Source organism: Ferrovibrio sp. (genome assembly GCF_029255545.1).
In the GTDB taxonomy this organism is placed as follows: domain Bacteria; phylum Pseudomonadota; class Alphaproteobacteria; order Ferrovibrionales; family Ferrovibrionaceae; genus Ferrovibrio.
The window spans coordinates 30,391-54,599 of record NZ_JANLJJ010000044.1; the positions used below are offsets into that span (position 1 = coordinate 30,391).

Here is a 24,209-nt window from a genome sequence, read left to right on the forward strand (position 1 = left end):
AAACCGCTTTTCAAGCCCGGAAGCCCAGCGGTAGAATTACAAGCAATTAACTTCCATTCTCGCGTACCGAGCGTAGACAAGGGACCGTTACCAGAGCGAACGGAAACACCCATGACCGCCGAGCCGCATCCCACTGCCCTGCCCGCAACCCCGGCTGCCACGCCGAATGCCACGACGGGCGCCGAAGACCTCGACCACCTGCCGCTGGCCCTGCGCCACGGCGCCGACATGGGCCGCCTGGCCGACCGGCGCCTGCTGCGCGCGCTGGACTGGTGGCGCGGCCTGGCGGCGCAATCGGCCTTCCCGCTGCCGGACCGCCTGCAGATCGAGCCGGCCGCGATCACCGACCTGCTGCCCTATTGCATCCTGTGGGACGTGCTGCCCCAGCAGGGGGAGACGCGGCTGTATCGCTGCCGCCTGGCCGGCACCATCCTGTGCGAGATCTATGGCCGCGACGGCCGCGGCCTGATGCTGCACGAGATGTTCGGCGACGACACCGCGCGCATGCAGGCCGAGCTGGACGTGGCGGTGGCCCATGCCCGCCCCTTCCATGCCGAGCACCGCATGACCTGGGCGAAAAAGGATTTCTACAAATACCGCCGCATCCTGCTGCCCTTCACCCACCGCGCCGCCGCCCTGCGCCAGGCCGGCGGCCTGGGCGGCGATCCGCGGGTGGACGACCCCGCATACGATTCCGGCCGCGTCGGCCTGCTGATGAACGTGATCAGCTTCGTGCCGGAGTAAGGCAGCCCGGCTTTACATCCCGGCCCGGAGGGCGCAGCCTGCCCCGCGGCTGACCGCCACCCGGCAAAGCGGGGGCTGGCCCGGGAAAGACGGCGGGTTTCCATGTGCTTTTCGGCCACGGCCAGTTTCGTCACCGCCGGCGTCACCGGCGCCATCGGCATCGCCGCGCTGACCCGCGCGCGCGGCGTCCGCGAGATGCCGCTGGCGGCCACGCCGCTGCTGTTCGCCATCCAGCAGGGCATCGAGGGCCTGCTGTGGCTCGACCTCTCTGCCGCGCCCGGCGGCGCCACCGCCGATACCCTGACCTACCTGTTCCTGCTGATCGCCGAAGTGTTCTGGCCGGTCTATGCGCCGGTCGCCGTGCTGCTGATCGAGCCCGACCGGCGCCGCCGCCTTGGCATGCTGGTCTGCCTGGCCGCCGGCATCGGCGTGGGGGCGTATCTGCGCTGGCTGGTGCTGGCGCGGCCGCATGACGCGGCGATCATCGACGGCCATATCGTCTACCTCACCGCCTACAGCCATTCCGACATGGTGACGGTGGCGTATTTCCTCGCCACCGTGCTGGCCCTGCTGCTGTCCTCGCACCGCACGGTGATCGGCCTCGGCGCGGTGATCCTGGCCGGCTATGCCGTGTCGTATTTTTTCTACTGGCAGGCCTTCGTGTCGGTCTGGTGCTTTTTCGCCGCCGCCGCCAGCGTGGCGATCCTGGGCCATTTCCAGTACGCGCGCCGGCTGGAGGCCGGGCTGAACCCGGCATGACGGCCAGGTCTATTTATTGTCCGCCAGCACCATCTCGGCGCCCTTCTCGGCGATCATCAGGGTGGGCGACGCGGTGTTGCCCGAGGTGATCAGCGGCATGGCGGAAGCGTCGATCACGCGCAGGCCCCGAATGCCGCGCACGCGCAGGCGGCCATCCAGCACAGCCATCGGGTCGCTGTCGACGCCCATCTTCGCCGTGGAAACCGGGTGGAAGATGGTGGCGCCGATATTGCCGGCGGCCACGCGCATGTCGTCCTCGGTGCGGATGTCGTCGCCGGGCAGGAATTCCTCGGGCTTGTATCTGGCCAGGGCCGGCGCGGCGGCCAGTTTGCGGGTGAGTTTGAGGCTGTCGATCGCCACCCGCATGTCGGCTTCGGTGTTCAGATAATTCGGCTGGATCGCCGGCGCCTCGGTGGGATCATTCGACTTGATCCGCACATGGCCGCGGCTGGTGGGCCGCAGGTTGCAGATGCTGGCCGTAAAGGCCGGAAACGGATGCAAAGGATCGCCGAACTTGTCCAGCGACAGCGGCTGGATATGGAACTCCACGTTGGGCGTGGCATGCTCAGGGCTTGAGCGCGTGAACATCCCGAAGGTAGACGGCGCCATGGTGAGTGCGCCGCGCCGCAGCAGGGCATATTGCGCCCCCATCATGGCGCGGCCGAACAGCCCGGCCTCGTTGATGGTCTTCACGCCCTGCACCTTGTAGATCAGGCGCAGCTGCAGATGGTCCTGCAGGTTCTCGCCCACGCCGGGCAGCTCATGCCGCACCGTGATGCCGTGGTCCTGCAGCACCGCGCCGGGGCCGATGCCCGACAGCTGCAGCAGCTGCGGCGAGTTGATCGCGCCGGCGGCGAGGATCACCTCGCGTTTCGCCTCGGCGAAAAAGCTCTGGCCGTGATGGCGGTAGACCACGCCCGTTGCCCGCGGCCGGCCATCGTCCTGGCGACCATCCAGCGCCACGTTGCAGACATGCACATAGGTGCGCAGTTCCAGATTGGGCCGCGACAGCACGGGCTTGAGGAAACCGGTGGCGGCCGACCAGCGCACGCCGCGCTTCTGGTTGACCTGGAAATAGCCCGAGCCCTCGTTGCTGCCGAGGTTGAAATCATCTGTGCTTGGGATGCCGATCTGCGCGCCGGCCTCGGCCACGGAATCGATCAGGTCCCACCGCACACGCGCCTTCTCGACGCGCCATTCGCCACCGGCATTATGCAGGGCGGATTTGCCCAGCTGATGATCCTCGTGGCGAAGGAAGTAGGGCAGCACGTCGCTCCAGCCCCAGCCACTGAGGCCCATCTGCGCCCAGGTGTCGTAATCCTGCTCCTGGCCGCGCATGTAGACCATGGCGTTGATCGCCGTGCAGCCGCCGATCACCTTGCCGCGCGCATAACCGATGGAACGGTTGTTCAGGCCGGGGACAGGCTCGGTGCGATAACACCAGTCGGCGCGCGGATTGCCGATGGCGAACAGATAGCCGATGGGGACGTGGAACCAGATCCAGTCATCCTTGCCGCCGGCCTCGAGCACCAGCACGCGGGTGTTGGGATCGGCCGACAGCCGGTTGGCCAGCAGCGACCCAGCCGTGCCGCCGCCCACGATGATGTAATCGAATTCCCCGCCGGGTTTATGATCTTGTTGTTGGGCCGTCATGGCCGGGCGTTTCCTTATCTGATGCTTTAATTATCCGTAGATGCTATCAAATGGGAAACATACGGACAATTCTCCCGAATTCATATGTCCCAGAAAATATTCGAGAAAAAACCGACATAGCGCCTTGAGAGAACCATGAGCGATATAATCAAACAAATAATGATCTCACTTGGAGTTAGCGCAATTACGTCTGCGGCAGTAAGCCTAGTCGCATTCTTGATTGGTGTAAGAATTGGAAAGGAACGAAGCGATCGGGGAACGCTACGAAAAATATACCAAGACCTATAAAGGACCCTCACCCTTTACGTGAAACAATCAAAGAGACTTTTTTTGATCCGTTTCGCTAGCTGTTTTTTTACAAATTAATTCACTTCTAGCGCTGCCAGCCCCGCCGCATACCCCGAACTCCACGCCCACTGGAAATTGAAGCCGCCGAGATGGCCGGTCACGTCCACGGCCTCGCCGATGAAATAGAGCCCGGGCACTTTGTTTGCTTCCATGGTTTGCGAGGAAAGGGCGGCGGTATCCACGCCGCCCAGCGTGACTTCCGCTTTTGAAAAACCTTCGGTGCCGGCGGGGGTGAGTCGCCAGTGTTGCGCCAACGCCGTGAGGGTTCTGAATTTCGCGTCGCTTAAATCCGCCAGGCGGCCGTCCATCTGGGCCAGGTCGCACAGGCGTTTGGCCAGCCGCGCCGGCAGGTGCAACGCCAGTTGCGTGGCGATGTCCTGTTTCGGGTGCTGCGCCCGCGCCGCTTTTAGCACAGCGAACAAGTCCATGCCGGGCAGCAGGTTGATGCTGATCGGCTGCTGGCGATTGAAAAATTCCCAGTAGCTGGAAATCTGCAACACGGCAGGCCCGCTGAGGCCCTTATGCGTGAACAGCAAAGCCTCGCGGAAGCGGCGTTTGCCGATTGAGGTTTCCACGTCGGGCACGGCCACGCCGGCCAGGCCATCAAAACGCCGCGTGTCTTCCGGCCCGAACACCAGCGGCACTAACGCTGGTTTGGGCGGAATCACGGTGAGGCCGAACTGCCGCGCGATATCATAGGCCAGGCCCGTGGCACCCATCTTCGGGATGCTGGGCCCGCCGGTGGCGACCACCAGTTTTGGCGCCTCGAACATATCGGCGCTGGCGGTATGGACGCGGAAGCCTTCGGGCGTTTTCTCCACGCGCTCGATGCGCGTGTTGAGCTGAAGCTTCACATCGCCCGGCCCGCGCTGGCATTCGGCCAGCAGCAGGTCGATGATCTGCTGCGACGGGCCATCGCAGAACAGCTGCCCGAGCGTCTTTTCGTGCCAGGCGATGCCGTGGCGATTCACCAGCGCGATGAAATCCTGCGGCGTGAAACGCCTGAGCGCCGATTTGGCGAAATGCGGATTGCCGGAGAGGAAATCGGCGGCGGTGGCGTGTTGGTTGGTGAAGTTGCAGCGGCCGCCGCCGGAAATGCGGATTTTCTCGCCCGCCTTCGCCGCATGGTCGAGCACCAGCACGCGCTTGCCTCTCTGGGCCGCGATGCCGGCGCAGAACAGCCCGGCGCCGCCGGCGCCTAATACAATGACGTCATGGGTCTGAGGGGGAGTCGTCATGCCACGGTTGTAAAGACGTGGATGCCCGGCCAACAAGCGCTTCCTGGGTCCGGGCATGACGTGTCTCTACCATGGTCCCACCCGACCATGACGATGAAACGGGGCCCCGGGTCAGGCCCGGGGGTGGCGGCGCGGGGTGACGATCTTTTCTCAGCCCCCATCGCCATGCCGGGGCCGCCGGAAATACCTGTGGATGGTTTTTGTTATGGTTAAAATTCAACTGGACATTGGAAACCCGGACTGGTTGTATCGACCCGTTACCCCTGAGACACCGCCATAAAACGCGGCCGGCCCGTCATCCGCCGGCACGCACAGGAGCAGAAGGCGCCATGGCACGATCAGTCCGGTATACCGATCCCGATTCCCATGCCGGTAGTGTCCTGGGCGCGCTGCTGCTGGCCGCGCTGCTGCTGGCCAGCCTGCCGGCGCATGCCGATCCCCGCCTGATGGCCGCCGCGCGGGGCGGCGATGCGGAAGCCGCCGAGCATCTGGGCGTGATGTACGAGACCGGCTCGGGCGTGCGCCGCAACGAGGCCGAGGCCGCCTACTGGTATGGCCGCGCCGCCCAGGCCGGCCGCCGCCAGGCGCAATATGCCTATGCCCAGTTCCTGGAAACCGGCGCCGGCATCACCCGCGACGAAAAGGCCGCCCTGGAATGGCACCTGAAGGCGGCCTGCCAGGGCCATCTGGGCGCCGTGGCGAATATCGCCGCCATGCTGGCCAGCGGGCGCGGCACGGCGATGGATCGCCTCTCGGCCTATCGCCTGCTGCTCTGGGCGAAGGAGCAGCGTGGCCAGGACTCGCGCAAGCCGCAGATCCAGGCCAGCCTGGACGCCATCGGCGCCGGGCTGCGCGCGCGTGAGCGCAAGGCGGCCACGCCGCTCGATCCTTCGGCGCTGCAAACGCGGCTGATGCCGGGCAGGCCGCTGGCGCAGCGTTAAGCTGGCGCAGACATACCCGTTCAGAATTTGCGCGCCGCCACGATATAGGCGTCGATGCTGGCCTCGCCCAGGCTCCGCATCGCCTCCAGCCTATGCAGCCCGGCCACCAGCACGTAGCGTTTCTGCGCCTCGTCGCGCCGCACCTGGATCGGCATCTTCAGCCCGCCATCGCCGACGATCTCGTCGGCCAGGGCCGCCACCTTGGCGGCATCCAGCGTGCCCTTGAACTTGGCCGGCACGTAGACCTCGGCGATCTTCACCGGTATGGCTTTCATCATGGGGCAGCGTCCTTGTAGGAAATGCCGAGCACCTCGATCTGCTGGCTGCCCTGCGGCGTGCGCAGCTCCACCACGTCGCCGATCCGCGCCTTGATCAGGGCGCGCGCAATCGGCGCGATCCAGCTCACCTCGCCCAACTCGATGCGCGCCTCGTCGATGCCGACGATGCGGATGGTGCGTTCGCGGTCGTTCTCATCGGCATAGGTGACGGTGGCGCCGAAAAACACCTGGTCGCGGTTTTTCTGCAAGGCCGGATCAACCGGCTCGGCGATCTCCAGGCGTTTGAGCAGGAAGCGGATGCGGCGGTCGATCTCGCGCAGGCGCTTCTTGCCATAAAGGTAATCGCCATTCTCCGAGCGGTCGCCGTTGCCGGCCGCCCAGGAGACGATCTCGACCACCTTGGGCCGCTCGACGGTTTTCAGCTGCTTCAGCTCGTCGCGCAGGCGCTGGAGCCCGGCCGGCGTGATGTAGTTCTTCGCACCCTGCGGAATCGCCGGCGCCTCGTCGATCTCGTCGTCGAGATCGCCGTCGAATCCTGGCGTATCCTGCTCCCGGGTGAAGGCCTTGCTCATGGATTTACCCTAGCATGCCGTGGCATAAAGCGGCCATGGCCGATGCGATCACCCTCTATGTCGACGCCGATGCCTGTCCGGTCAAGGACGAGGTGTTCAAAGTGGCCGGGCGGCACGGCGCCGTGCATGGCAGTGTGGCCGTGCAGGTCGTTGCCAATGCCTGGCTGAATGTGCCGCGGGAGCCGTGGATCACGCTGACCGTGGTGGGCTCAAGGCTGGACGAGGCCGATGACTGGATCGCGGAACGCGCCGGGCCGAACGATATCGTGATCACCGCCGATGTGCCGCTGGCGGCGCGCTGCGTGAAAAACGGCGCCACCGTGCTGGCGCCCAATGGCCGGCCGTTCAACGACAGCATCGGCCTGGACCTGGCGCTGCGCAACCTGATGACCGACCTGCGCGCGGCCAGCCCGACCGAGCGGGTGGGCTCAGGCCCCAGGCCCTTCTCGGCGAAGGATCGCTCGGCCTTCCTGCAGGCCCTGCACGAGGCGGTGGTGCGGCTGAAACGGGACAGCCAAAAAACGGGATTCCCGCTTCCGCGGGAATGACGACGCCTTTTTGTCGCCCCGGGCCTGACCCGGGGCCCCATTTTTCAGAGCTGGTTGCCTAAAGCTGATTCGCCGAACGCTGCATGCTCTTGATCGGACCGCGCGGGCGGCCGGATTTCTCGGCGATGTCGCGGTCCTGCGCCTCGATGAAGGCGCGGGCGACATCCTCCTCGTCGTCGAACTGGCCGATCTTCTCGACCGGCACGCGGCGGTTCGAGGTCTGGCTGCCATCCTGGTAGATCACGTCGAACAGGATGAACGCGGCGTTGGGATTGATCTTGGGCTTCTTGGTCTTGTCCTTGGCCATGGCCGGGACTCCTGACTTACTTACGGCTGCTCGCCGCCGCCCTCGGAACCGGTCGACGGGGATGCCTCGCCCTGCTCCGCCTTGCGGCGCTCGGATTCCTCCTGGCGCTTCTGCAGCTTTTCCTGCTTCTTCTGTTCCTTCTGGCGGGTGCGCTCGGCACGCTGCTGATTGTAATTCGGCTTGAAAGCCATGCCGCCCTCCGGGACGCTGGAAAACAAAAAACGGGAAACCAAAAGCCAAAGGGGGCACCCGTTTCCGGGCACCCCCCTCGTCTGAATAAACCCGGAAAGGGTTAGATCAGGCGGCCTTGAGGTTCACGGCCGAGGTCTTGCCGCGCTTCGGATCGCGCTGCTCCTCGAAGGAAACCTTCTGGCCTTCATTCAGGCCGCTCATGCCGGCGCGCTCAACGGCCGAGATATGAACGAACACGTCCGGCCCGCCGCCTTCCGGCTGGATGAAACCGTAGCCCTTGGTGGCATTGAACCATTTCACAGTACCGACAGCCATTGCTGTATCTCCGTAGTTTTCGGTGTAGCAACGCCGCCCGGGAAGGATCCGCGGACGACGCATCAAACTATGTCCAGGCGTGGCAGGGAACTGGACACCCGCGATTGTTGAGATCGACAGGCAGAGCAGGCCGGCAGTCCGAAGTAGTATGACGCTCCTTAAGATAGATATTCTTCCGGATTGTGCAAGGGTGCGCGGCCAAACCTCTGGTAAACCTGCATAAAAACTGCAGATCCCGGCCGCGCGGTTCACAAAATGACATTGATTCCCTGCCAGCGGGGCGCTATGCAACCCGGCAACGGACAACCATAAGTACAGGAATGATCAGCCCGCCCAGCCCCGTTTTGCAGCAGGATGCCTTGCAGCAGCAGCTGCATGGCATCTTTTTCGACCTGTGGCGCTTCGGCAGCCATGCCCTGGTCGGCTGGCGGCCGTCGCGGCTGGGCATCGAGATCATCACCGTGCCCAAGGTGCGGCTGTTCGCCGACCATGGCCGGCACCTGCCGGTGTTCAGCGAAGGCGGCCTGATGGCGGGCGCCGCGCTGGACGACACCGCCCGCCTGCTCGACGTGCAGCCGGTCGAGTTGCGCCTCACCGCGCCGATCGGCGCCGGCCCGGGCGAGATTCCGCCGGCCCTGGTCGAGCGGGCGTTCCGCCTGTTCACCGTGACCAAGACGCTGCATCGCGCCGTGCTGCTGATCGACATCGTCGAGTTCTCGAAAGCCGCGCCGGAGCAGCAGGCAGCCCAGCTCACCACGCTGGAATTCTCGCTCAACCTGGCCGAGGAGATGGCGCGCGCCCATGGCCTGGCCGTCGGCTTCGGCCGCACCACGACGGGCGACGGCTTCTATGTGTGGAACGAGCGTTCGGGCCTGCGCGCCGACATCGATTTCTTCTGCAGCGTTGCGATCTTCCAGATCCTGTTCTCGGCCCTGCGCCGCACCGCCACCGATGCCTCGGCCGTGCCGGTGCTGCGGCTGTGCCTGAGCATCGGCAGCCATTTCCTCTATCACCAGCCGCGCAAGGATGGCGGCGATGGCGGCACCTTCATCGTCGGCGACGTGACGATCCAGGTGGCGCGCCTGATCGGCACGGCGCAGCCCGAGCAGATCCTGATCGGCGATTTCCGCCGTCCGCTCGGCCTGGGCCACAGCCATTGCGACACCGAGACCTTCCTGCGGGCGGTGAGCGAGCGGCTGGCGGGCCTGGGCGATCTGCGCGTGCTGGGCTATCGCATCGACCGCATCGCCTTCTACCTGACCGGCCCGCGCGAAGACGATGGCCGCCATGTGCCGGCGCTGATCAGCATCACCGACAAGCATGGCTTCGAGCATCGCTGCTTCAACGCCAAGCTGAATGCCTTCGCCGAGCAGGGCGAGCCGTATTACTGCGGCCTGCAGCATGCCGAGCTGATGGCGGGCAGCGGCGCCTAGCGCAGCCGACGCCTAAAGCTGGCAAGCGCCCAGGTCGAAGGCATCCAGCTGCGCGGCATCCAGCGCGGCATCGGTGAAATCGGTGGTGACGAACCGCCCGCTGAAGCGACCATCGCCCAGGTAAATCCGCAGCCGGCCAGGCGTGGCGCCAGCCAGATTGGCCCAGCGCAGATTGGCCCCGGCAAAGCGGGTGCCGGCGATCCTGGCATCCCTGAAGCCGGCGCCGAGAAGATTGGCGCGGGTGAAGGTGGCCAGCAGCAGGCTGGCGCCATCGAAGCGGCAGCCGCGCAGGTCGCAGTCGCTGAAATCCGCGCCGTCCAGCTCCAGGCCGGCGAAATCGTGATAGGCGAAGCTGCGGCCGGCGAGGCTGAGCTGCCGACCGGCGACGCCGTCGGTCTGCATCCAGGCGCGATGCCCGGCGATGGCCGCGGCAAGATCGGACGCGAAATCATGGGCGCCGACCAGCCGGTCGCTGTCGGCACGGAAGCCAGCCATGTCGATACCGCGGATCACGGCGGTGGTGAAATCGACCCCGACGGCGGCGACATTCTCCACCGTGGCATTGACGATCTGCGCCCGGGCCAGCGTGGCGCCAGTCAGCCGCGTGCCAACCAGCCGCGCGTCGCTCAAATTTGCGCCGCTCAGATTCGCATAGGACAGATCGGCATCGCGCAGGTTGCTGCCGAAGAAATTCGCCCCCGAGAGATCGGCGCCGACCAGCGAGGCCCCGCTCAGATCCACGCCGGAAAATTGCGCGCGCGCCGCCGTGGCATATTCCAGCAGGCAGTTGCTCAGGTCGGAAACGTCGATACCGGCGCGCGACTGGCCACCCGGCCGCATCATCACGCCGCCGCGGAAATCGGCATCCACCAGGATGGCATTGTTGAGATTGGCGCCCGACAGGCTGGTGCCGCGCAGGATGGCGCGGGTCAGGTTGGCATTCTGCAGGTCGGCCCGCGCCAGATCAGCGCCGAACAGATCGGCTTCGGCCAGGTCGGCCCGCGACAGCCGGGCGCAGCGCAGGTTGCTGCCGGCCAGCCTGGCCCGCTGCAGCGCACGACCCTCGAAATTCGCGTTCTCCAGATTCTGGTGCGCGAAATCGAGGCCTCCGGGCACAGGTTCGCCATCCCACGATACGACAGGATCGTGCGGCGCGAGGTGACTGCGATGGTAGGCGGTTGACATGGCGTGGCGGGAGGATTCAGGGGCGCCTGTTTAGCACATCCCATCCGGGTGCAAAGCAATTTCTGTTCGCGCTGTTTTATAGAAATTCCAAAGAAAAAGCGGCCCGGACTGGGAAGTCCGGGCCGCTCGGATTGTATGCGTGCAATATAGACGTGGATCAACGCGGCCTTAGAGGCCCTTCACGATGTCCTCGACCATCTTCTTGGCATCAGCCAGTAACATCATTGTGTTGTCCTTGTAGAACAGCTCGTTGTCGATGCCGGCATAACCCGACGCCATCGAGCGCTTCACGAACAGCACGGTCTTGGCCTTGTCGACGTCGAGAATCGGCATGCCGAAGATCGGGCTTTTCGGATCGTCGCGCGCCGCCGGGTTGGTCACGTCGTTGGCGCCGATCACGAAGGCGACGTCGGCGGTCTGGAATTCGGAGTTGATCTCCTCCAGCTCGAACACCTCGTCATAGGGCACGTTGGCCTCGGCCAGCAGCACGTTCATGTGACCCGGCATGCGGCCCGCCACCGGATGGATGGCGTATTTCACTTCCACGCCCTCCTCCTTCAGCTTGTCGCCCATTTCGCGCAGGGCATGCTGGGCCTGGGAAACGGCCATGCCGTAACCCGGCACGATGATCACCTTGCCGGCATTCTTCATGATAAAGGCCGCGTCGTCGGCCGAGCCCTTCTTGTAGGGCCGGTCGACCTTCTGGCCGCCGGCGGCAGCAGATGTGTCGCCGCCGAAACCGCCGAGGATCACGTTGAACAGCGAGCGGTTCATGCCCTTGCACATGATGTAGGACAGGATCGCGCCCGAGGAGCCGACCAGCGCGCCGGTGACGATCAGCGCCGGGTTCTGCAGGGTGAAGCCGATGCCGGCCGCGGCCCAGCCCGAATAGCTGTTCAGCATCGATACCACCACCGGCATGTCGGCGCCGCCGATCGGAATGATGATGGTGAAGCCGACGATCAGCGCCAGCACGGTGACGGCCCAGAACAGCTCGCGGCTCGGCGCCATGCAGAAGGCCACGATCAGGCCGAGGATCACCAGGCCGATCAGGGCATTCAGCATATGCTGGCCCTTGAAGATCACCGGGCTGCCCGAGACCAGGCCCTGCAGCTTGGCGAAGGCGACCAGCGAGCCGGAGAAGGTGATGATGCCGATCACCACGCCGAGCGACATCTCGATGCGCGCGGCCACGGTGATCTGGCCGGCGGCATTGAGGATGCCGTAGGGCGCCGGATTATAGAAGGCGGCCGCGGCGACCAGCACGGCGGCGAGGCCGACGAGGCTGTGCATGGCAGCAACCAGCTGCGGCATCGCCGTCATCTGGATGCGGCGGGCCAGCACGGTGCCAACGCCACCCCCGATCACGAGCGCGACCAGCACCCAGACAATGGTGCCGGACAGATCGCCCAGATTGGCGATCGTGGTCAGCACGGCGATGCCCATGCCGGTCATGCCATAGGTGTTGCCCTTGCGGCTGGTTTCAGGCGACGACAGGCCGCGCAGCGCGAGGATGAAAAGAACGGAGCTGACGAGGTAGAGCAGCGCGGTCAGTTGGATCGGCATGGCGCGGCCCTCACTTCTTTTCTTTTTTCTTGTACATCGCCAGCATGCGCTGGGTGACGAGGAAGCCGCCGAAGATGTTGACGGCAGCCAGCGCGATGGCGAGCAGGCCGAAGACCTTCGAGGCATCGAAGGTGGCCGAGGCGCCGGCGGCGATCAGCGCGCCGACAACGATCACCGAGGAGATCGCGTTGGTCACGCTCATCAGCGGCGTATGCAGGGCCGGCGTCACGCTCCACACCACGTAATAGCCGACGAAGCAGGCCAGCACGAAAACCGTGAGCAGCGAGAAAAAGGAATAAACCTCACCCATGATCAGTTTCCCTCTTTCAGCTGCGGGTGGACCACCTGGCCGTCGCGCGTCAGGCAGGTGCCGGCGACAGTCTCGTCCTCAAGATTGAACTTGAAGGTCTTGCCATCCTTGTCCCAATGCGGGCTGAGGAAATTCCACAGGTTCTTGGCATAAAGGTTGGAGGCATCGACCGGCACGCGGCTGGGATAGTTGCTGTAGCCGACGACCTTCACGCCGTTGACGTCGACGACCTGGTCGACCTTCGACAGCGGGCAGTTACCGCCGGATTCCACGGCCAGATCGATGATCACCGAGCCCGGCCGCATCGACTTCACCATCTCCTCGGTGACCAGAACCGGCGCCGGGCGGCCGGGAATCAGGGCGGTGGTGATGATGATGTCCTGCTTCTTCACCGTCTCGGCGATCAGCGCGGCCTGCTTGGCCTTGTACTCGGCCGACATTTCCTTGGCATAACCGCCGGCGGTCTGCGAGGCGCGGGCCTCTTCGTCATCGACCCATACGAACTTGCCACCCAGACTTTCCACCTGTTCCTTGGTGGCCGGGCGTACGTCGGTGGCCGAGACCACGGCGCCAAGCCGCTTGGCAGTGGCGATCGCCTGCAGGCCGGCGACGCCGACGCCCATGACGAAAACGCGGGCCGGCGCGATGGTGCCGGCCGAGGTCATCATCATCGGGAAGGCGCGACCGAAATGCTGGGCCGCATCCAGCACCGACTTGTAGCCGGCGAGGTTGGATTGCGAGGAGAGGATGTCCATCGACTGCGCGCGGGTGATGCGCGGCATCAGCTCCATGGCGAAAGCCGAGATGCCGGCGGCGGCGTAGGCTTTCACCTGCTCGCGCTGCTGCAGCGGCTGCAATGCCGCGACCAGGATGGCGCCTTTTTTCAGCAGCGCCAGTTCGTCATTGCCCTCGGCCGCGGTCATCGGCCGCTGCACCTTCAGCACCATGTCGGCGTCGGCCAGCGCGGCTTTCGCGTCCGGCGCGATCTGCGCACCCATGGCGGTGTAATGATCATCAAGGATATCGGCATTCAGGCCGGCGCCGGATTCGATCACGACGCTGCAGCCGAGGCCGACGAATTTCTTGACGGTTTCCGGCGAAGCGGCGACGCGCTTTTCACCGGGCCGGCGCTCCTTCGGAATGGCGATCTTCATGGCAGAGCTCCCCCCAACCAGGCATGCACTCAAAAAAACAGCGGCGCCGGATGGCGCCGCCGAACCGGCTCAGAGCAGGAAAATCGCCATCAGGATCAGCAGCACGATCAGGGCTGCCGAGCCCCAGGTGGTCATCTTCATGAATCCGGCCCAGGCCGCCTTGTGCTGGCTGATGTCCATGGTGCCCATCTGATGCTGTTCACTCGCCATGATGCCCTCTGCAATGGTTCAGGGATTGTCGTTAAATGGTCAATCGGGCGGGGATATTACGCTGGCGGCAGAAGTCGGCACAACCCTCGTTCCGCCTTGCCCTCGTTCCGCCTTGTACGGCCGGTCAGGCGACCAGGCCGACCAGCCGGCCGATCTCGCGACCGGCCCGCGTGGCATCGACGGCAGGGCCGTAAGCCTGCGCCGCCCTTGCGGCAGGCCCGTCGCGACCGGCCGGCTGGTTGGCCTGAGTCGCCCCTGTCTGGCCAGGTGCCGTCTGGCCAGGCGCAGCCGGATCAGTTGCAGCCGGGTTGCCGGAACCCTGCTTGGCTGATTCCTGCCCCGCTGATTCCGGCCCGGCTGGCTCCTGTTCGGCCCGCCTCTCCTCGCGAATCTGAGCCAGGGCCTGCAGGCGCAACTGCTGGGCGGCGGCAGCCACCGCGCGATCCTGGCCCGAGGGATCGGCCGGCGCCAGGGCGGCGGCGGCCACGGCGGCGGCTTTCTGCAGGGTGGCCTGGGGATCGTCTTCCGGACTGATGTCGATGGCGACCTCGCCGGCCGTGGCATACATCTGGCCATCCGGCCCGCGGGTATAGCTGTAGGACGGCGCGCCGGCATACTGGCCGCCGGCCGCGGCATGGGCGCGTTCATGGGCGCGCACCTTGGCATCGATCTGCTTGAGCTTGGCGACCTGCTGCTTTTCCTCTTCCGACAACTGGCCCGGCGCTTTTGGACCATCCGAGGAACTTCCGGCTGTTTCGGCTTCCTGGGCCGTCAGCAGCGTGGCGCCACTGGCCAGCGCCGATCCGCCGCCCGACCGCAGCGAAATGCCCCGGTTGATATCCTGGCCAGCCTGATTCTGACCAGGCTGCACGCCGCTGCTGCCCGGCACCTTCAGTCCGGGGAACTGGGCCTGCATCTGCGCCTTCAGCATGGCGCCATGCACGCTGCATTCGAGCGACTGGCACACGGCGCTGCCGTCGCCGGCCAGGCTTTGCGGCGTGGCAACGCTGAAACTGCCGGCACTGCCGTAACTGGACAACGAGCCCGGCGAAAAGGACGACAGACTGCCGATCATGCGCCCTGACTGGATCGAGGCGACCCGAGGGCCGCGAAACAATATTTCAGGGGTATTTTCGGCCCGAACCGGGCGAGCCTCAAGCGGTTTCTGCCGGCAATCCCGCGATCCTGAGCGCCGCCTTCTGGCGTTTTTCCATCGCCCTGACGTCGAAATCCGCGATCAGGTCGTGGAACAGGCGGTGCCAGTTGATCTCGGCCTTCAGATGCAGGAACACGCCGCCCAGGCCGATGGCGGCGCGGTCCATGAAGACGAATTCGCGCGGCGGCGTGACACCGCCCAGCTCCTTCAGCTTGCGATGCACCTGCTCGGCCACCTCGCGGCCATAGAGGCCGGAAGACTCCATTTCCTGGATGCGACGCGGGCGGTCCTCCAGCAATGGCGCATAGACGAATTCGGCCCACAGGTTGAGCGTGTCGATCACCTCGTTGGATAGTCCGGTGAAGCCCCAGGTCTCGTAGGCATGCACGGCGAGCGCGCGATCATTGGTCGAGATGGCGCGGTAGAGATCGATCACGCCGCCGACGAAACGCGAGGGAAAGATACGCACGCAGCCGAAATCCAGCAGGTTGATGCCGAAATCCTCGCGCACCGTGTAATTGCCCAGATGCGGATCGCCATGGATCACGCCGCATTGATAGAACGGCACATACCAGGCTCGGAACAGGTTCATCGCGATGGCATTGCGGGTGTCCTGCGGCGCCTGGGCGAAATCGAGCAGCCGCCGGCCCTCCAGCCAAGTCATGGTCAAAAGCCGTTTGGTGCTCAGATCGGGCAGCAGCTCGGGCACATAGACGTTTGCCTCGCCTTTCAGCATCTCGGCATAGAGCCGCATATGGCGACCCTCGCGCTCGTAATCCAGCTCCTCGCGCAGGCGGTCGGCGATCTCGGCATGGATATGGGTGGTATCGATGGCGGCATCCACGCGACGGTAGATCGCGAAGATCAGCTTGAGCTGCCGCAGGTCGGCCTCCACGGCGGAGGCCATGTCGGGATATTGCAGCTTGACCGCCAGGCTGCGGCCATCTTTCGCGGTGGCACGATGCACCTGTCCCAGGCTGGCGGCGGCCGACGCCGTGAGGTCGAAGCTTTTATATCTCGCCTGCCATTGCGGCCCCAGCTCGGCCACCATGCGACGCTTCACGAAGGCGGGCCCCATCGCCGGCGCATTGGCCTGCAGCTGGGTCAGCTCCTGCACGTATTCCTTGGGCAACGCGTCGGGGATGGTCGACATGATCTGCGCCACCTTCATCAGCGGGCCTTTCAGCCCGCCAAGGGCGGCGCGCAGATCGGCGGCATGCCGGCCACGATCCATCTTCACGCCCAGCACGCGCTCGGCGCCGAGCTTTGCTGCCAGGCCGCCGACCGAGGCGCCGACCCTGGCGTAGCGGCGGACGCGGCCGAGCGTGCTGTCTTCCTCGGCCATGCCGCTTTAGCCCAGCCGTTCCAGCTCGTCGATGAAACCTTCGATCACGCCCAGGCCCTTCGACCAGAAAGCCGGATCCGCGGCGTTAAGCCCGAAGGGCCGCAGCAATTCCTGGTGCCGCAGGGTGCCGCCGGCCTTCAGCATGGCGAAGTATTTTTCCTGGAAGCCCTGCTCCGCATCCTGGTAGCGCGCATAGAGCGCATTCACCAGGCAGTCGCCGAAGGCATAGGCATAGACGTAAAACGGCGAATGGATGAAATGCGGGATATAGCACCAGAAGCTGCTGTAATCGGCATCGAACCGCAAAGCCGGCCCCAGGCTTTCCTTCTGCACGCCCATCCAGATCTCGCCGATGCGGTCGGGCGTCAGTTCACCTTCGCGCCGGGCCGCATGAATCTGGCGCTCGAACTTGAAGAAGGCGGTCTGGCGCACCACGGTGTTCAGCATGTCCTCGACTTTCGAGGCCAGCATGATCTTGCGGCGCTCCGGCCCGGCCGCGTCCAGCAGGGCGCGGAAGGTGAGCTGCTCGCCGAACACGGACGCGGTCTCGGCCAGCGTCAGCGGCGTATCGGACATCAGCGGGCCCTGCTCGGCCGCCAGCAGCTGGTGCACGCCATGGCCCAGTTCATGGGCCAGCGTCATCACGTCGCGCGTGCGGCCCTGGTAGTTCAGCAAAAGGTAGGGATGCGCGCTCGGCACCGTGGGATGGGCGAAGGCGCCCGATGCCTTGCCCGGCCGCGCCGGCGCGTCGATCCAGGCATTGTCGAAGAATTTCCTGCCCAGATCGGCGAGCTGCGGCGAGAAACGGCCATAGGCCTTCAGCACGATGTCGCGCGCCTCGTCCCAGCCGATGGTACGGTCGTTGTCTTCCGGCAGCGGCGCGTTGCGATCCCACCAGGGCAGCTTCTTCACGCCCATCCACCGGGCCTTCAGTTTGTAATAGCGGTGCGACAGCTGCGGATAGGCGGCGGTGACCGCGTCGGCCAGCGCATTGACCACTTCGGGCTCGACGCAGTTGGACAGATGCCGGTAGGCCTCGGGCGTCGGGTATTTGCGCCAGCGGTCCTCGACTTCCTTGTCCTTGGCCAGCGTGTTGGTGATCAGCGCGAACAGCCGGATATTCTGTTTGAACACCTTGGCCAGCGCCTTGGCCGCCTTCCTGCGCGTGGCGGCATCCTTGTCGGAAAGCTTGTGCAGTACCTGCTCGGCGGTGAGCTGTTCACGCCCCCAGGGAAAACGCAGGCCGGCCATGGTCTCGTCGAACAGGCGGTTCCAGGCGGCGCGGCCGGAAACTGCTTTCTCATGCAACAGGCGCTCCAGCTCATCATCGAGCTGATGCTCACGGAACAGCCGCAGGTCGCGCAGCCAGGGCCGGTAATGCGCAAGCTTGGCCGACCGGGCATATTTCTGCTCCAGCGCCGCCTCGTCCAGCCGGTTCAGCTCAAGCGTGAGGAACAGCAGCCGGGTGGTGATGTCGTTCAGCTTCTCCTGCATATCCTGGTAGAAGCCGGCGACCTTCGGATCGGCCATGTCGCCGGCATAGGCCAGCGAGGCGAAGGAATACATGCGGCCGATCAGGTCCTGCAGGGATTCGTATTCGGCGATCACGGCGGCCAGCTCGTCGCCAGGCAACGCGGCGATCCTGCCCTTGCCCTGCTGCTCCAGTTTCGCCGCGCGCCCGGCGACGACGGCGAGATCGCGCTGCAATTCGGCGGAGTCGAGACCCGGATAGAGATCGCTCAGGTCCCAGGTTGGCAGATGGCCGAGATCGTTGGCGGCGGATATGGCGGTGGCGGGGGAAGCCATGCTGAAAATCCTCGTTTCTTGTAATCGCTACAATATATGGGAGGCGCCGGCCGGTTTGACCAGTCCGGAAGAAAGACCGCTTATCCCAGCAGGAAATGCGCGTGGGCGGCGGCGACCGGCCTGGCCGGATCCTCCTGCCAGGCTTCGGCGCGCACATTGGCGATGCGGCGGCCATGCTTGGTGATGATGGCGCGGGCAAAGGTTTCCACCGGGCGGGCCGAGCGCAGGTAATCCACCTGCAGGTCGATGATCTTCGGAATCACGTCGGTCTCGGCCGACCAGATCAGTTGCACGATGGCCGCCGATTCCAGCAGCGCGCCAACCACGCCGCCATGCAGGGCCGGCAGGCGGGCATTGCCGATCAGCTTGGGATCAGCCGGCAGCACGCAGAGCGGCGTGCCGTCGGCATCCTCGCGCACGCTGAGGCCGAGGAAACGGAAATATGGAATGGCCTGCAGGAAGCCGGAAATATCGCGATGCTCCCGCGCCGCACGGATCAGCGCCTCGAGGTCGATGGTCATGCCACCCCTCCCGGCACCTTGGTGCCCTTGGGCAATGGCGGCTTGTCGGACGAACCGATCATGAAGGCGGCAACGCAGCTTGCCACCAGGTCATCCGGCGCTTCGGGGTGATAGGCACGGGCGCGCACGAAGGCGATCGAGCGGGTCAGTTTGTAGCATTCCGCCGTGGCATAGAGTTCCTTCTGCGCCACGGCCGGCTTGAGGTAATCGATGCGCAAGTCCAGCGTGGCAATCGCCTGCAGCTTGGCCAGCGCAGTGAAGACGGCCATGCCACAGACGGTATCGACCAGCGAGGTGACCACCCCGCCATGCAACACGCCATGCACCGGATCGCCCACCAGATCCGGATTATATGGCAGCGCCAGCGTGACCGCCTTGCGCGAGACCGAAATCACCTTCACGCCCAAAGCCGCGCAATGCGGAATGCCGGCAACGATCATCGCCTCGACAACCTTGGGATCGACGCCTTCAGGGTCGATCTGCGGCGCAGATATGTCTGGCTGCTCGCTCATCCGGCGATCCTACCCCACCATGTTGTGATAGCGGCGATACCAGTCGACGAAGCGCGGAATGCCCACATCGATCGGCGTGGCCGGCTTGAAGCCGAGATCGTTGCTGATGGCCGAGATATCGGCATAGGTGGCCTTCACATCACCGTCCTGCATCGGCAGGAACTGCTTTTCCGCCTTGCGGCCTACCGCCTGCTCGATCAGGCTGATCATGCGCAGCAACGGCTCGGGTTTGTTGTTGCCGATATTGTAGATCCGGTAGGGCCGGCCATGCTCGTTCGGCGGCGGCGGGTTATCGAGCGTCTTCACGATGCCGTCGACGATATCGTCGATATAGGTGAAGTCGCGCTGCATGTCGCCGTTGTTGAACACCTGGATCGGGTGGCCCTCGAAGATCGCCTTGGTGAAGATATACATCGCCATGTCAGGTCGGCCCCAGGGGCCATAGACCGTGAAAAACCGCAACCCGGTCTGCGGAAAGCCGAACAGATGCGCATAGGCATGGCTGATCAGTTCGTCGGCCTTTTTTGTGGCGGCATAGAGCGAGATCGGCGAATCGACCCGATCCTCAACCGAAAATGGCAGCTTAGTATTGCCCCCATAGACCGAGGAGGACGAGGCATAGACCAGATGCTCGCATTTCGGCAGATGCCGGCAGAGTTCCAGCATGACCGTATGCCCGAGCAAATTGGTGCGGATATACGCATAAGGGTTGACCAGCGAGTAGCGCACCCCGGCCTGGGCGGCCAGGTGAACCACGCGGCGGATGTCCGCCCCGGCGGTGGCCTGCTGCACTGCATCAACGTCAGCGATGTCGACCTGGAAAAATTTGAACCCGTTCAGGCCCTGAAGTTGTTCGAGTCGTGCGCGTTTGAGCATCGGATCGTAATAATCGTTCAGATTATCGAGACCGATCACTTCGTCGCCCCGCGCCAACAGCGCTTGTGCAACATGAAAACCGATAAAGCCGGCAGCACCGGTGAGCAGGATGGCCATGACGATCCGGGCAGAATGAACGGGAGGCAGATTGACTACCTCGCGGTATCTACCAGAATCACTTGAAAGAGCAACCGGCCGGGATTTCGCTCGTCAATCCGGTTTTTGCTCGACCGGGCGTGGCGAGAGTCCTATAATTAGGTAAGTAATGCTGACCTAATTTGGTCGGCGGGAGGAGAACCGGATGCTGGCGAACGTCACGCTGGACGACAAATACACGCTGGAACGCGGCCGCGTCTTTCTGACCGGCACCCAGGCCTTGGTGCGCCTGCCGATGCTGCAGCGGAAACGCGATCTGGCCGCCGGCCTGAACACCGCCTGTTTCATTTCCGGCTATCGTGGGTCGCCGCTCGGCCTGTTCGACCAGCAGCTCTGGCGCGCCCGCAAATTCCTCAAGGACAATCACATCCAGTTCCAGCCTGGCGTGAACGAGGACCTGGCCGCCACCGCGATCTGGGGCAGCCAGCAGCTCAACCTGTTCCCCAAGGCGAAATACGACGGCGTCTTCTCGATCTGGTATGGCAAGGGACCCGGCGTCGACCGTTCGATGGACGTGTTCAAGCACGCCAATTCCGCCGGCACCTCGCCCCATGGCGGCGTGCTGGCATTGTGCGGCGACGACCATGGCGCTGCCTCCTCCACCGTGGCGCACCAGTCCGAGCACATGATGATGGCCGCCATGATGCCCATGCTGCATCCGGCCAATGTCCAGGAATTTCTGGATTACGGCATCCTGGGCTGGGCGATGTCGCGTTATGCCGGCGTCTGGGTTGGCTTCAAATGCCAGACCGAGACGGTGGAGAGCGCCGCCAGCGTTTCGATCGACCCCGAACGGCTGCAGATTGCCTATCCGACCGATTTCCAGATGCCGCCGGGCGGCCTCAACATCCGCTGGCCCGATGCCATCCTGGAACAGGAAGACCGGCTGCAGCGCCACAAGGCCTATGCCGCGCTGGCCTTCGCCCGCGCCAACAAGATCGACAGGATCGTGATCGACAGTCCGCGGCCACGACTGGGCATCATCACCACCGGCAAGTCGTATCTGGACGTACGCCAAGCGATGGATGACCTCGGCATCACCGAGGAGATGGCCGCCGACATGGGCATCCGCCTCTACAAGGTGGGCATGGTCTGGCCGCTGGAGCGCGAGGGCGCCCGCCATTTCGCCGAAGGCCTCGAGGAAGTGATCGTCGTCGAGGAAAAGCGTGCCGTCATTGAGAACCAGCTGAAAGAGCAGCTTTACAACTGGCGCGAGGACGTGCGTCCGCGCGTGGTCGGCAAGTTCGATGCCCAGGGCAACTGGCTGCTGCCGTCGGCCGGCGAAATCTCCCCGGCCATCGTCGCCAAGGCACTGCATACCTGGCTGAAGCGCTATGGCACCAATCCGCGTATCGAGGAACGCATCGCCTTCATCGAGCAGAAGGAGCGTGAGCGCGCCGCCGACAAAACCGCCAAGACCGTGCGCACGCCCTATTTCTGCTCGGGTTGTCCGCATAATACCTCGACCCGCGTGCCGGAAGGCAGCCGCGCGGTAGCCGGCATCGGCTGTCATTTCATGTCGCTGTGGATGGACCGTTCGACGGCCACGTTCACCCAGATGGGCGGCGAAGGCACGCCCTGGATCGGCCAGGCGCCGTTCAGCGACGAGACGCACATCTTTGCCAACCTGGGCGACGGCACCTATTACCATTCCGGCCTGCTGGCATTGCGCGCCTCCGTCGCGGCCAAGGTGAACATCACCTACAAGATCCTCTACAACGACGCCGTGGCCATGACCGGTGGCCAGCCGCATGACGGTCCGCTGACGCCGCCGCAGATCAGCATGCAGGTCTATGGCGAAGGCGTGCGCAAGATCGTCGTCGTCACCGACGAGCCAGAGAAATACCCGGTCGGCACCGAATGGGCGCCGGGCGTGACCATCCGCCATCGCGACGAACTGGATGCCGTGCAGCGCGAACTGCGCGAAATCGAAGGCTGCACCGTGCTGATCTACGATCAGACCTGCGCCGCCGAGAAGCGCCGCCGCCGCAAGCGCGGCACTTTCCCCGACCCGGACAAGCGGGTCTTCATCAACGAAGCGGTCTGCGAAGGTTGCGGCGACTGCTCGGTGAAATCCAACTGCGTCTCGGTCGAGCCGCAGGAGACCGAGCTGGGCCGCAAGCGCAAGATCAACCAGTCGTCCTGCAACAAGGATTTCTCCTGCGTAAAGGGCTTCTGCCCCAGCTTTGTCACCGTGCATGGCGGCAAGGTGAAGCGCGCCAAGGTGAAGCTGCAGCAGGGCCCGACCGACAACGACGTCGACGGCCTGTTCGCCAGCCTGAAAACGCCGGAAGTCGCGCCGCTGGACCAGCCCTACAACATCCTGATCACCGGCATCGGCGGCACCGGCGTGGTGACCATCGGCCAGATCCTCGGCATGGCCGCGCATATCGAGGGCTACGGCACCTCCGTGCTCGACTTTACCGGCCTGGCGCAGAAGAACGGCGCGGTGCTGAGCCATGTGCGTATCGCCAGGAACCCTGACGACATCCATGCCGTGCGCGTAGCGGCCGGCGGCGCCAATCTGGTGCTGGGCTGCGACATGGTGGTGGCGGCCGGCGACGCGGCGCTGGAGAAGATGCAGCGCGGCTCGACCCGGGCACTGATCAACACGCACCTCACCCCCACGGCCGCCTTCCAGCTCAATCCCAACCTGCAGCTGGACGACAACCAGATGGTGCAGACGATCCGCAACGCCGCCGGCGAGAACTTGTCGGAATTCATCGAGGCCACCCGCATCGCTACCGTGCTGATGGGCGACGCCATCGCCACCAACATGTTCATGCTGGGTTATGCCGTGCAGCGCGGTCTGGTGCCGGTGTCGCTGGATGCCCTGCTCAAGGCCGTCGAGCTGAACGGCACGGCGATTGATGCCAACATCAAGGCGCTGAACTGGGGCCGGCTCTATGCCCAGGACCCCAAGGTGGTGGACGACATCGCCCGGCCCACGCTAAGTGCCATCGAGCCCAAGGCGTTTGCGAAAACCGTCGACGAGCTGCTGGCCGACCGCATGCCGCGGCTCAGCGCCTGGCAGAATGCCGCCTATGCCGAACGCTACCGCGCGCTGGTGGAAAAAGCCCGCCATGCCGAGGCGAGCAAGGCGAAAGGCATGACCGGCTTCGCCGAGGCCGTGGCGCGCTATGCCTTCAAGCTGATGGCCTACAAGGACGAGTATGAGGTGGCGCGGCTGTATACCGACGGCGCGTTCCTGAAAAAACTCCATGGCCAGTTCGACGGCGATTTCAAACTCTCGTTCCACCTCGCCCCGCCCTTGCTCAATCCGCCTGATCCGGAAACCGGCATCGCGCAGAAGAAGGAATTCGGGCCATGGATGTTCGGCGCCTTTGGCCTGCTGGCCAAGTTCAAGTTCCTGCGCGGCACGACGTTTGACATCTTCGGCCGCACCGAGGAACGCCGCACCGAACGCCAGCTCATCGCCGATTATTTCACCCTGATCGAGGAGCTCTGCGCCAAGCTGGGCCCGGAGAACCATGCGCTGGCCGTGCAGCTGGCGAAAATCCCGGAAGACATTCGCGGCTACGGCCATGTGAAGGTGAAGCACCTGGCCGCGGCCAAGGAGAAGGAGGCCAAACTGCTGGCCACCTTCCGCGCCCCCACTGCGCCGCTGGCCACCGCGGCGGAGTGAAGTAAAAAAGAAACTCGTGGATGCCCGGGCCAAGCCCGGGCATGACGAGCTTATTCAATAGTCACTCGTTCATACGTCATGGCCGGCCTTGTGCCGGCCATCCACGCCTTACTTCCCTAACGGCATGACGCAGCGTTACGACCAGAAAGGTAATTGCGGAGGGCTGCGCATCGTGGCTTGATCGCGCAATGACGACACCCGACACGATCCGCCTGCAGCGCCATGACGGCACCAGCTTTGCCGTGCAGATTTATCCCGCTGCCAACGCTCTAGCGCCCGCCATCCTGGTCGAGCCCGCGATGGGCATGAAGATCGGCTATTACGCCCCGCTCCTGGAGGCCTTGCAGAAAGCCGGCTTTAATGCCGCCATCGCCGAGTTGCGTGGCCATGAGGAAAGCGGCGGACGCAAGCCGGGCTGGGGCTATGATTTCGGCTATC

The 24,209-nt window shown here is 64.6% G+C and carries 24 protein-coding genes and 1 pseudogene; 7 read left to right on the forward strand and 18 right to left on the reverse strand.

Going from position 1 to position 24,209, the window contains the following annotated elements; translation table 11 throughout:
* Nucleotides 1-111 precede the first annotated feature (111 nt).
* Entirely contained in the window at nt 112-744 is a 633-nt protein-coding gene (locus Q1J79_RS08890; RefSeq protein ID WP_300299357.1) for a PAS domain-containing protein, read from the forward strand.
* Nucleotides 745-846: 102 nt separating this feature from the next.
* Nucleotides 847-1,503: a DUF6629 family protein gene (locus Q1J79_RS08895; protein WP_300299359.1), complete on the forward strand. Its 657-nt coding sequence runs from the start codon at nt 847-849 to the stop codon at nt 1,501-1,503.
* Nucleotides 1,504-1,512: 9 nt separating this feature from the next.
* On the opposite strand, the gene Q1J79_RS08900 is transcribed toward Q1J79_RS08895, so the two are convergent.
* Nucleotides 1,513-3,156 (reverse strand): GMC family oxidoreductase, encoded by a 1,644-nt coding sequence (locus Q1J79_RS08900; protein WP_300299360.1) that lies wholly within the window; start codon nt 3,154-3,156, stop codon nt 1,513-1,515.
* A gap of 362 nt (nt 3,157-3,518) precedes the next feature.
* Entirely contained in the window at nt 3,519-4,742 is a 1,224-nt protein-coding gene (locus Q1J79_RS08905) for an NAD(P)/FAD-dependent oxidoreductase (protein ID WP_300299362.1), read from the reverse strand.
* 329 nt (nt 4,743-5,071) lie between these two features.
* Here Q1J79_RS08905 and Q1J79_RS08910 point away from each other — a divergent pair, with 329 nt between their 5' ends.
* Complete coding sequence (locus Q1J79_RS08910) at nt 5,072-5,683, forward strand: tetratricopeptide repeat protein (protein ID WP_300299364.1); 612 nt, start codon at nt 5,072-5,074, stop codon at nt 5,681-5,683.
* 20 nt (nt 5,684-5,703) lie between these two features.
* Here Q1J79_RS08910 and Q1J79_RS08915 read toward each other — a convergent pair whose 3' ends face one another.
* Together Q1J79_RS08915 and greB are read right to left on the reverse strand one after the other, a co-directional pair.
* Complete coding sequence (locus tag Q1J79_RS08915) at nt 5,704-5,961, reverse strand: ParB N-terminal domain-containing protein (RefSeq protein ID WP_300299366.1); 258 nt, start codon at nt 5,959-5,961, stop codon at nt 5,704-5,706.
* Nucleotides 5,958-6,533: a transcription elongation factor GreB gene (gene greB / locus Q1J79_RS08920; protein WP_300299368.1), complete on the reverse strand. Its 576-nt coding sequence runs from the start codon at nt 6,531-6,533 to the stop codon at nt 5,958-5,960. Before greB ends, Q1J79_RS08915 begins: the two co-directional genes overlap by 4 nt.
* Nucleotides 6,534-6,547: 14 nt before the next feature.
* On the opposite strand from greB, the gene Q1J79_RS08925 reads away from it, so the two are divergent.
* Nucleotides 6,548-7,081 (forward strand): YaiI/YqxD family protein, encoded by a 534-nt coding sequence (locus Q1J79_RS08925; protein ID WP_300299370.1) that lies wholly within the window; start codon nt 6,548-6,550, stop codon nt 7,079-7,081.
* 58 nt (nt 7,082-7,139) lie between these two features.
* On the opposite strand, the gene Q1J79_RS08930 is transcribed toward Q1J79_RS08925, so the two are convergent.
* The 3 genes from Q1J79_RS08930 to Q1J79_RS08940 all read right to left on the reverse strand — a co-directional run bounded on the left by Q1J79_RS08930 (nt 7,140) and on the right by Q1J79_RS08940 (nt 7,895).
* Nucleotides 7,140-7,388, reverse strand: a complete 249-nt coding sequence (locus tag Q1J79_RS08930) for a hypothetical protein (RefSeq protein ID WP_300299372.1) — start codon at nt 7,386-7,388, stop codon at nt 7,140-7,142.
* 20 nt (nt 7,389-7,408) lie between these two features.
* Nucleotides 7,409-7,579, reverse strand: a complete 171-nt coding sequence (locus tag Q1J79_RS08935; RefSeq protein WP_300299374.1) for a hypothetical protein — start codon at nt 7,577-7,579, stop codon at nt 7,409-7,411.
* A gap of 106 nt (nt 7,580-7,685) precedes the next feature.
* Entirely contained in the window at nt 7,686-7,895 is a 210-nt protein-coding gene (locus Q1J79_RS08940; RefSeq protein WP_300299376.1) for a cold-shock protein, read from the reverse strand.
* Nucleotides 7,896-8,215: 320 nt separating this feature from the next.
* Between Q1J79_RS08940 and Q1J79_RS08945 the strand changes: the two genes are divergently transcribed.
* Complete coding sequence (locus Q1J79_RS08945; protein ID WP_300299378.1) at nt 8,216-9,328, forward strand: hypothetical protein; 1,113 nt, start codon at nt 8,216-8,218, stop codon at nt 9,326-9,328.
* A gap of 12 nt (nt 9,329-9,340) precedes the next feature.
* On the opposite strand, the gene Q1J79_RS08950 is transcribed toward Q1J79_RS08945, so the two are convergent.
* The 11 genes and pseudogenes from Q1J79_RS08950 to Q1J79_RS09000 all read right to left on the reverse strand — a co-directional run bounded on the left by Q1J79_RS08950 (nt 9,341) and on the right by Q1J79_RS09000 (nt 20,086).
* Nucleotides 9,341-10,444 carry a pentapeptide repeat-containing protein gene (locus tag Q1J79_RS08950; protein WP_300299380.1) on the reverse strand — a complete coding sequence of 368 codons (1,104 nt, stop codon included), beginning with the start codon at nt 10,442-10,444 and terminating at the stop codon, nt 9,341-9,343.
* Between the two features lie 237 nt (nt 10,445-10,681).
* Nucleotides 10,682-12,079, reverse strand: coding sequence for an NAD(P)(+) transhydrogenase (Re/Si-specific) subunit beta (locus Q1J79_RS08955; RefSeq protein WP_300299382.1), 1,398 nt, complete (start codon nt 12,077-12,079; stop codon nt 10,682-10,684).
* 10 nt (nt 12,080-12,089) lie between these two features.
* Nucleotides 12,090-12,371: pseudogene (locus Q1J79_RS08960) on the reverse strand (proton-translocating transhydrogenase family protein); the annotation flags it as partial.
* A gap of 20 nt (nt 12,372-12,391) precedes the next feature.
* The gene (locus Q1J79_RS08965) at nt 12,392-13,543 is read right to left on the reverse strand and encodes a Re/Si-specific NAD(P)(+) transhydrogenase subunit alpha (RefSeq protein WP_300299384.1); all 1,152 of its coding nucleotides are present in this window, start codon (nt 13,541-13,543) and stop codon (nt 12,392-12,394) included.
* A gap of 69 nt (nt 13,544-13,612) precedes the next feature.
* Nucleotides 13,613-13,753, reverse strand: coding sequence for an aa3-type cytochrome c oxidase subunit IV (locus Q1J79_RS08970; RefSeq protein ID WP_300299386.1), 141 nt, complete (start codon nt 13,751-13,753; stop codon nt 13,613-13,615).
* Nucleotides 13,754-13,877: 124 nt separating this feature from the next.
* Complete coding sequence (locus Q1J79_RS08975) at nt 13,878-14,828, reverse strand: putative metalloprotease CJM1_0395 family protein (RefSeq protein ID WP_300299388.1); 951 nt, start codon at nt 14,826-14,828, stop codon at nt 13,878-13,880.
* A gap of 79 nt (nt 14,829-14,907) precedes the next feature.
* Nucleotides 14,908-16,254, reverse strand: coding sequence for an AarF/ABC1/UbiB kinase family protein (locus tag Q1J79_RS08980; protein WP_300299390.1), 1,347 nt, complete (start codon nt 16,252-16,254; stop codon nt 14,908-14,910).
* A gap of 6 nt (nt 16,255-16,260) precedes the next feature.
* Nucleotides 16,261-18,060, reverse strand: coding sequence for a M3 family oligoendopeptidase (locus tag Q1J79_RS08985; protein WP_300299392.1), 1,800 nt, complete (start codon nt 18,058-18,060; stop codon nt 16,261-16,263).
* 80 nt (nt 18,061-18,140) lie between these two features.
* Complete coding sequence (locus Q1J79_RS08990) at nt 18,141-18,581, reverse strand: PaaI family thioesterase (RefSeq protein ID WP_300299394.1); 441 nt, start codon at nt 18,579-18,581, stop codon at nt 18,141-18,143.
* Nucleotides 18,578-19,093 carry a PaaI family thioesterase gene (locus Q1J79_RS08995; RefSeq protein WP_300299396.1) on the reverse strand — a complete coding sequence of 172 codons (516 nt, stop codon included), beginning with the start codon at nt 19,091-19,093 and terminating at the stop codon, nt 18,578-18,580. The genes Q1J79_RS08990 and Q1J79_RS08995 overlap by 4 nt, the downstream gene beginning before the upstream one ends.
* A gap of 9 nt (nt 19,094-19,102) precedes the next feature.
* Nucleotides 19,103-20,086 carry an NAD-dependent epimerase gene (locus Q1J79_RS09000; RefSeq protein ID WP_300299399.1) on the reverse strand — a complete coding sequence of 328 codons (984 nt, stop codon included), beginning with the start codon at nt 20,084-20,086 and terminating at the stop codon, nt 19,103-19,105.
* A 184-nt stretch (nt 20,087-20,270) separates the two neighbouring features.
* Here Q1J79_RS09000 and Q1J79_RS09005 point away from each other — a divergent pair, with 184 nt between their 5' ends.
* Nucleotides 20,271-23,771: an indolepyruvate ferredoxin oxidoreductase family protein gene (locus Q1J79_RS09005; RefSeq protein WP_300299401.1), complete on the forward strand. Its 3,501-nt coding sequence runs from the start codon at nt 20,271-20,273 to the stop codon at nt 23,769-23,771.
* A gap of 188 nt (nt 23,772-23,959) precedes the next feature.
* Nucleotides 23,960-24,209: hypothetical protein (locus Q1J79_RS09010; RefSeq protein WP_300299404.1), on the forward strand; the 250-nt coding region annotated here is incomplete at its 3' end.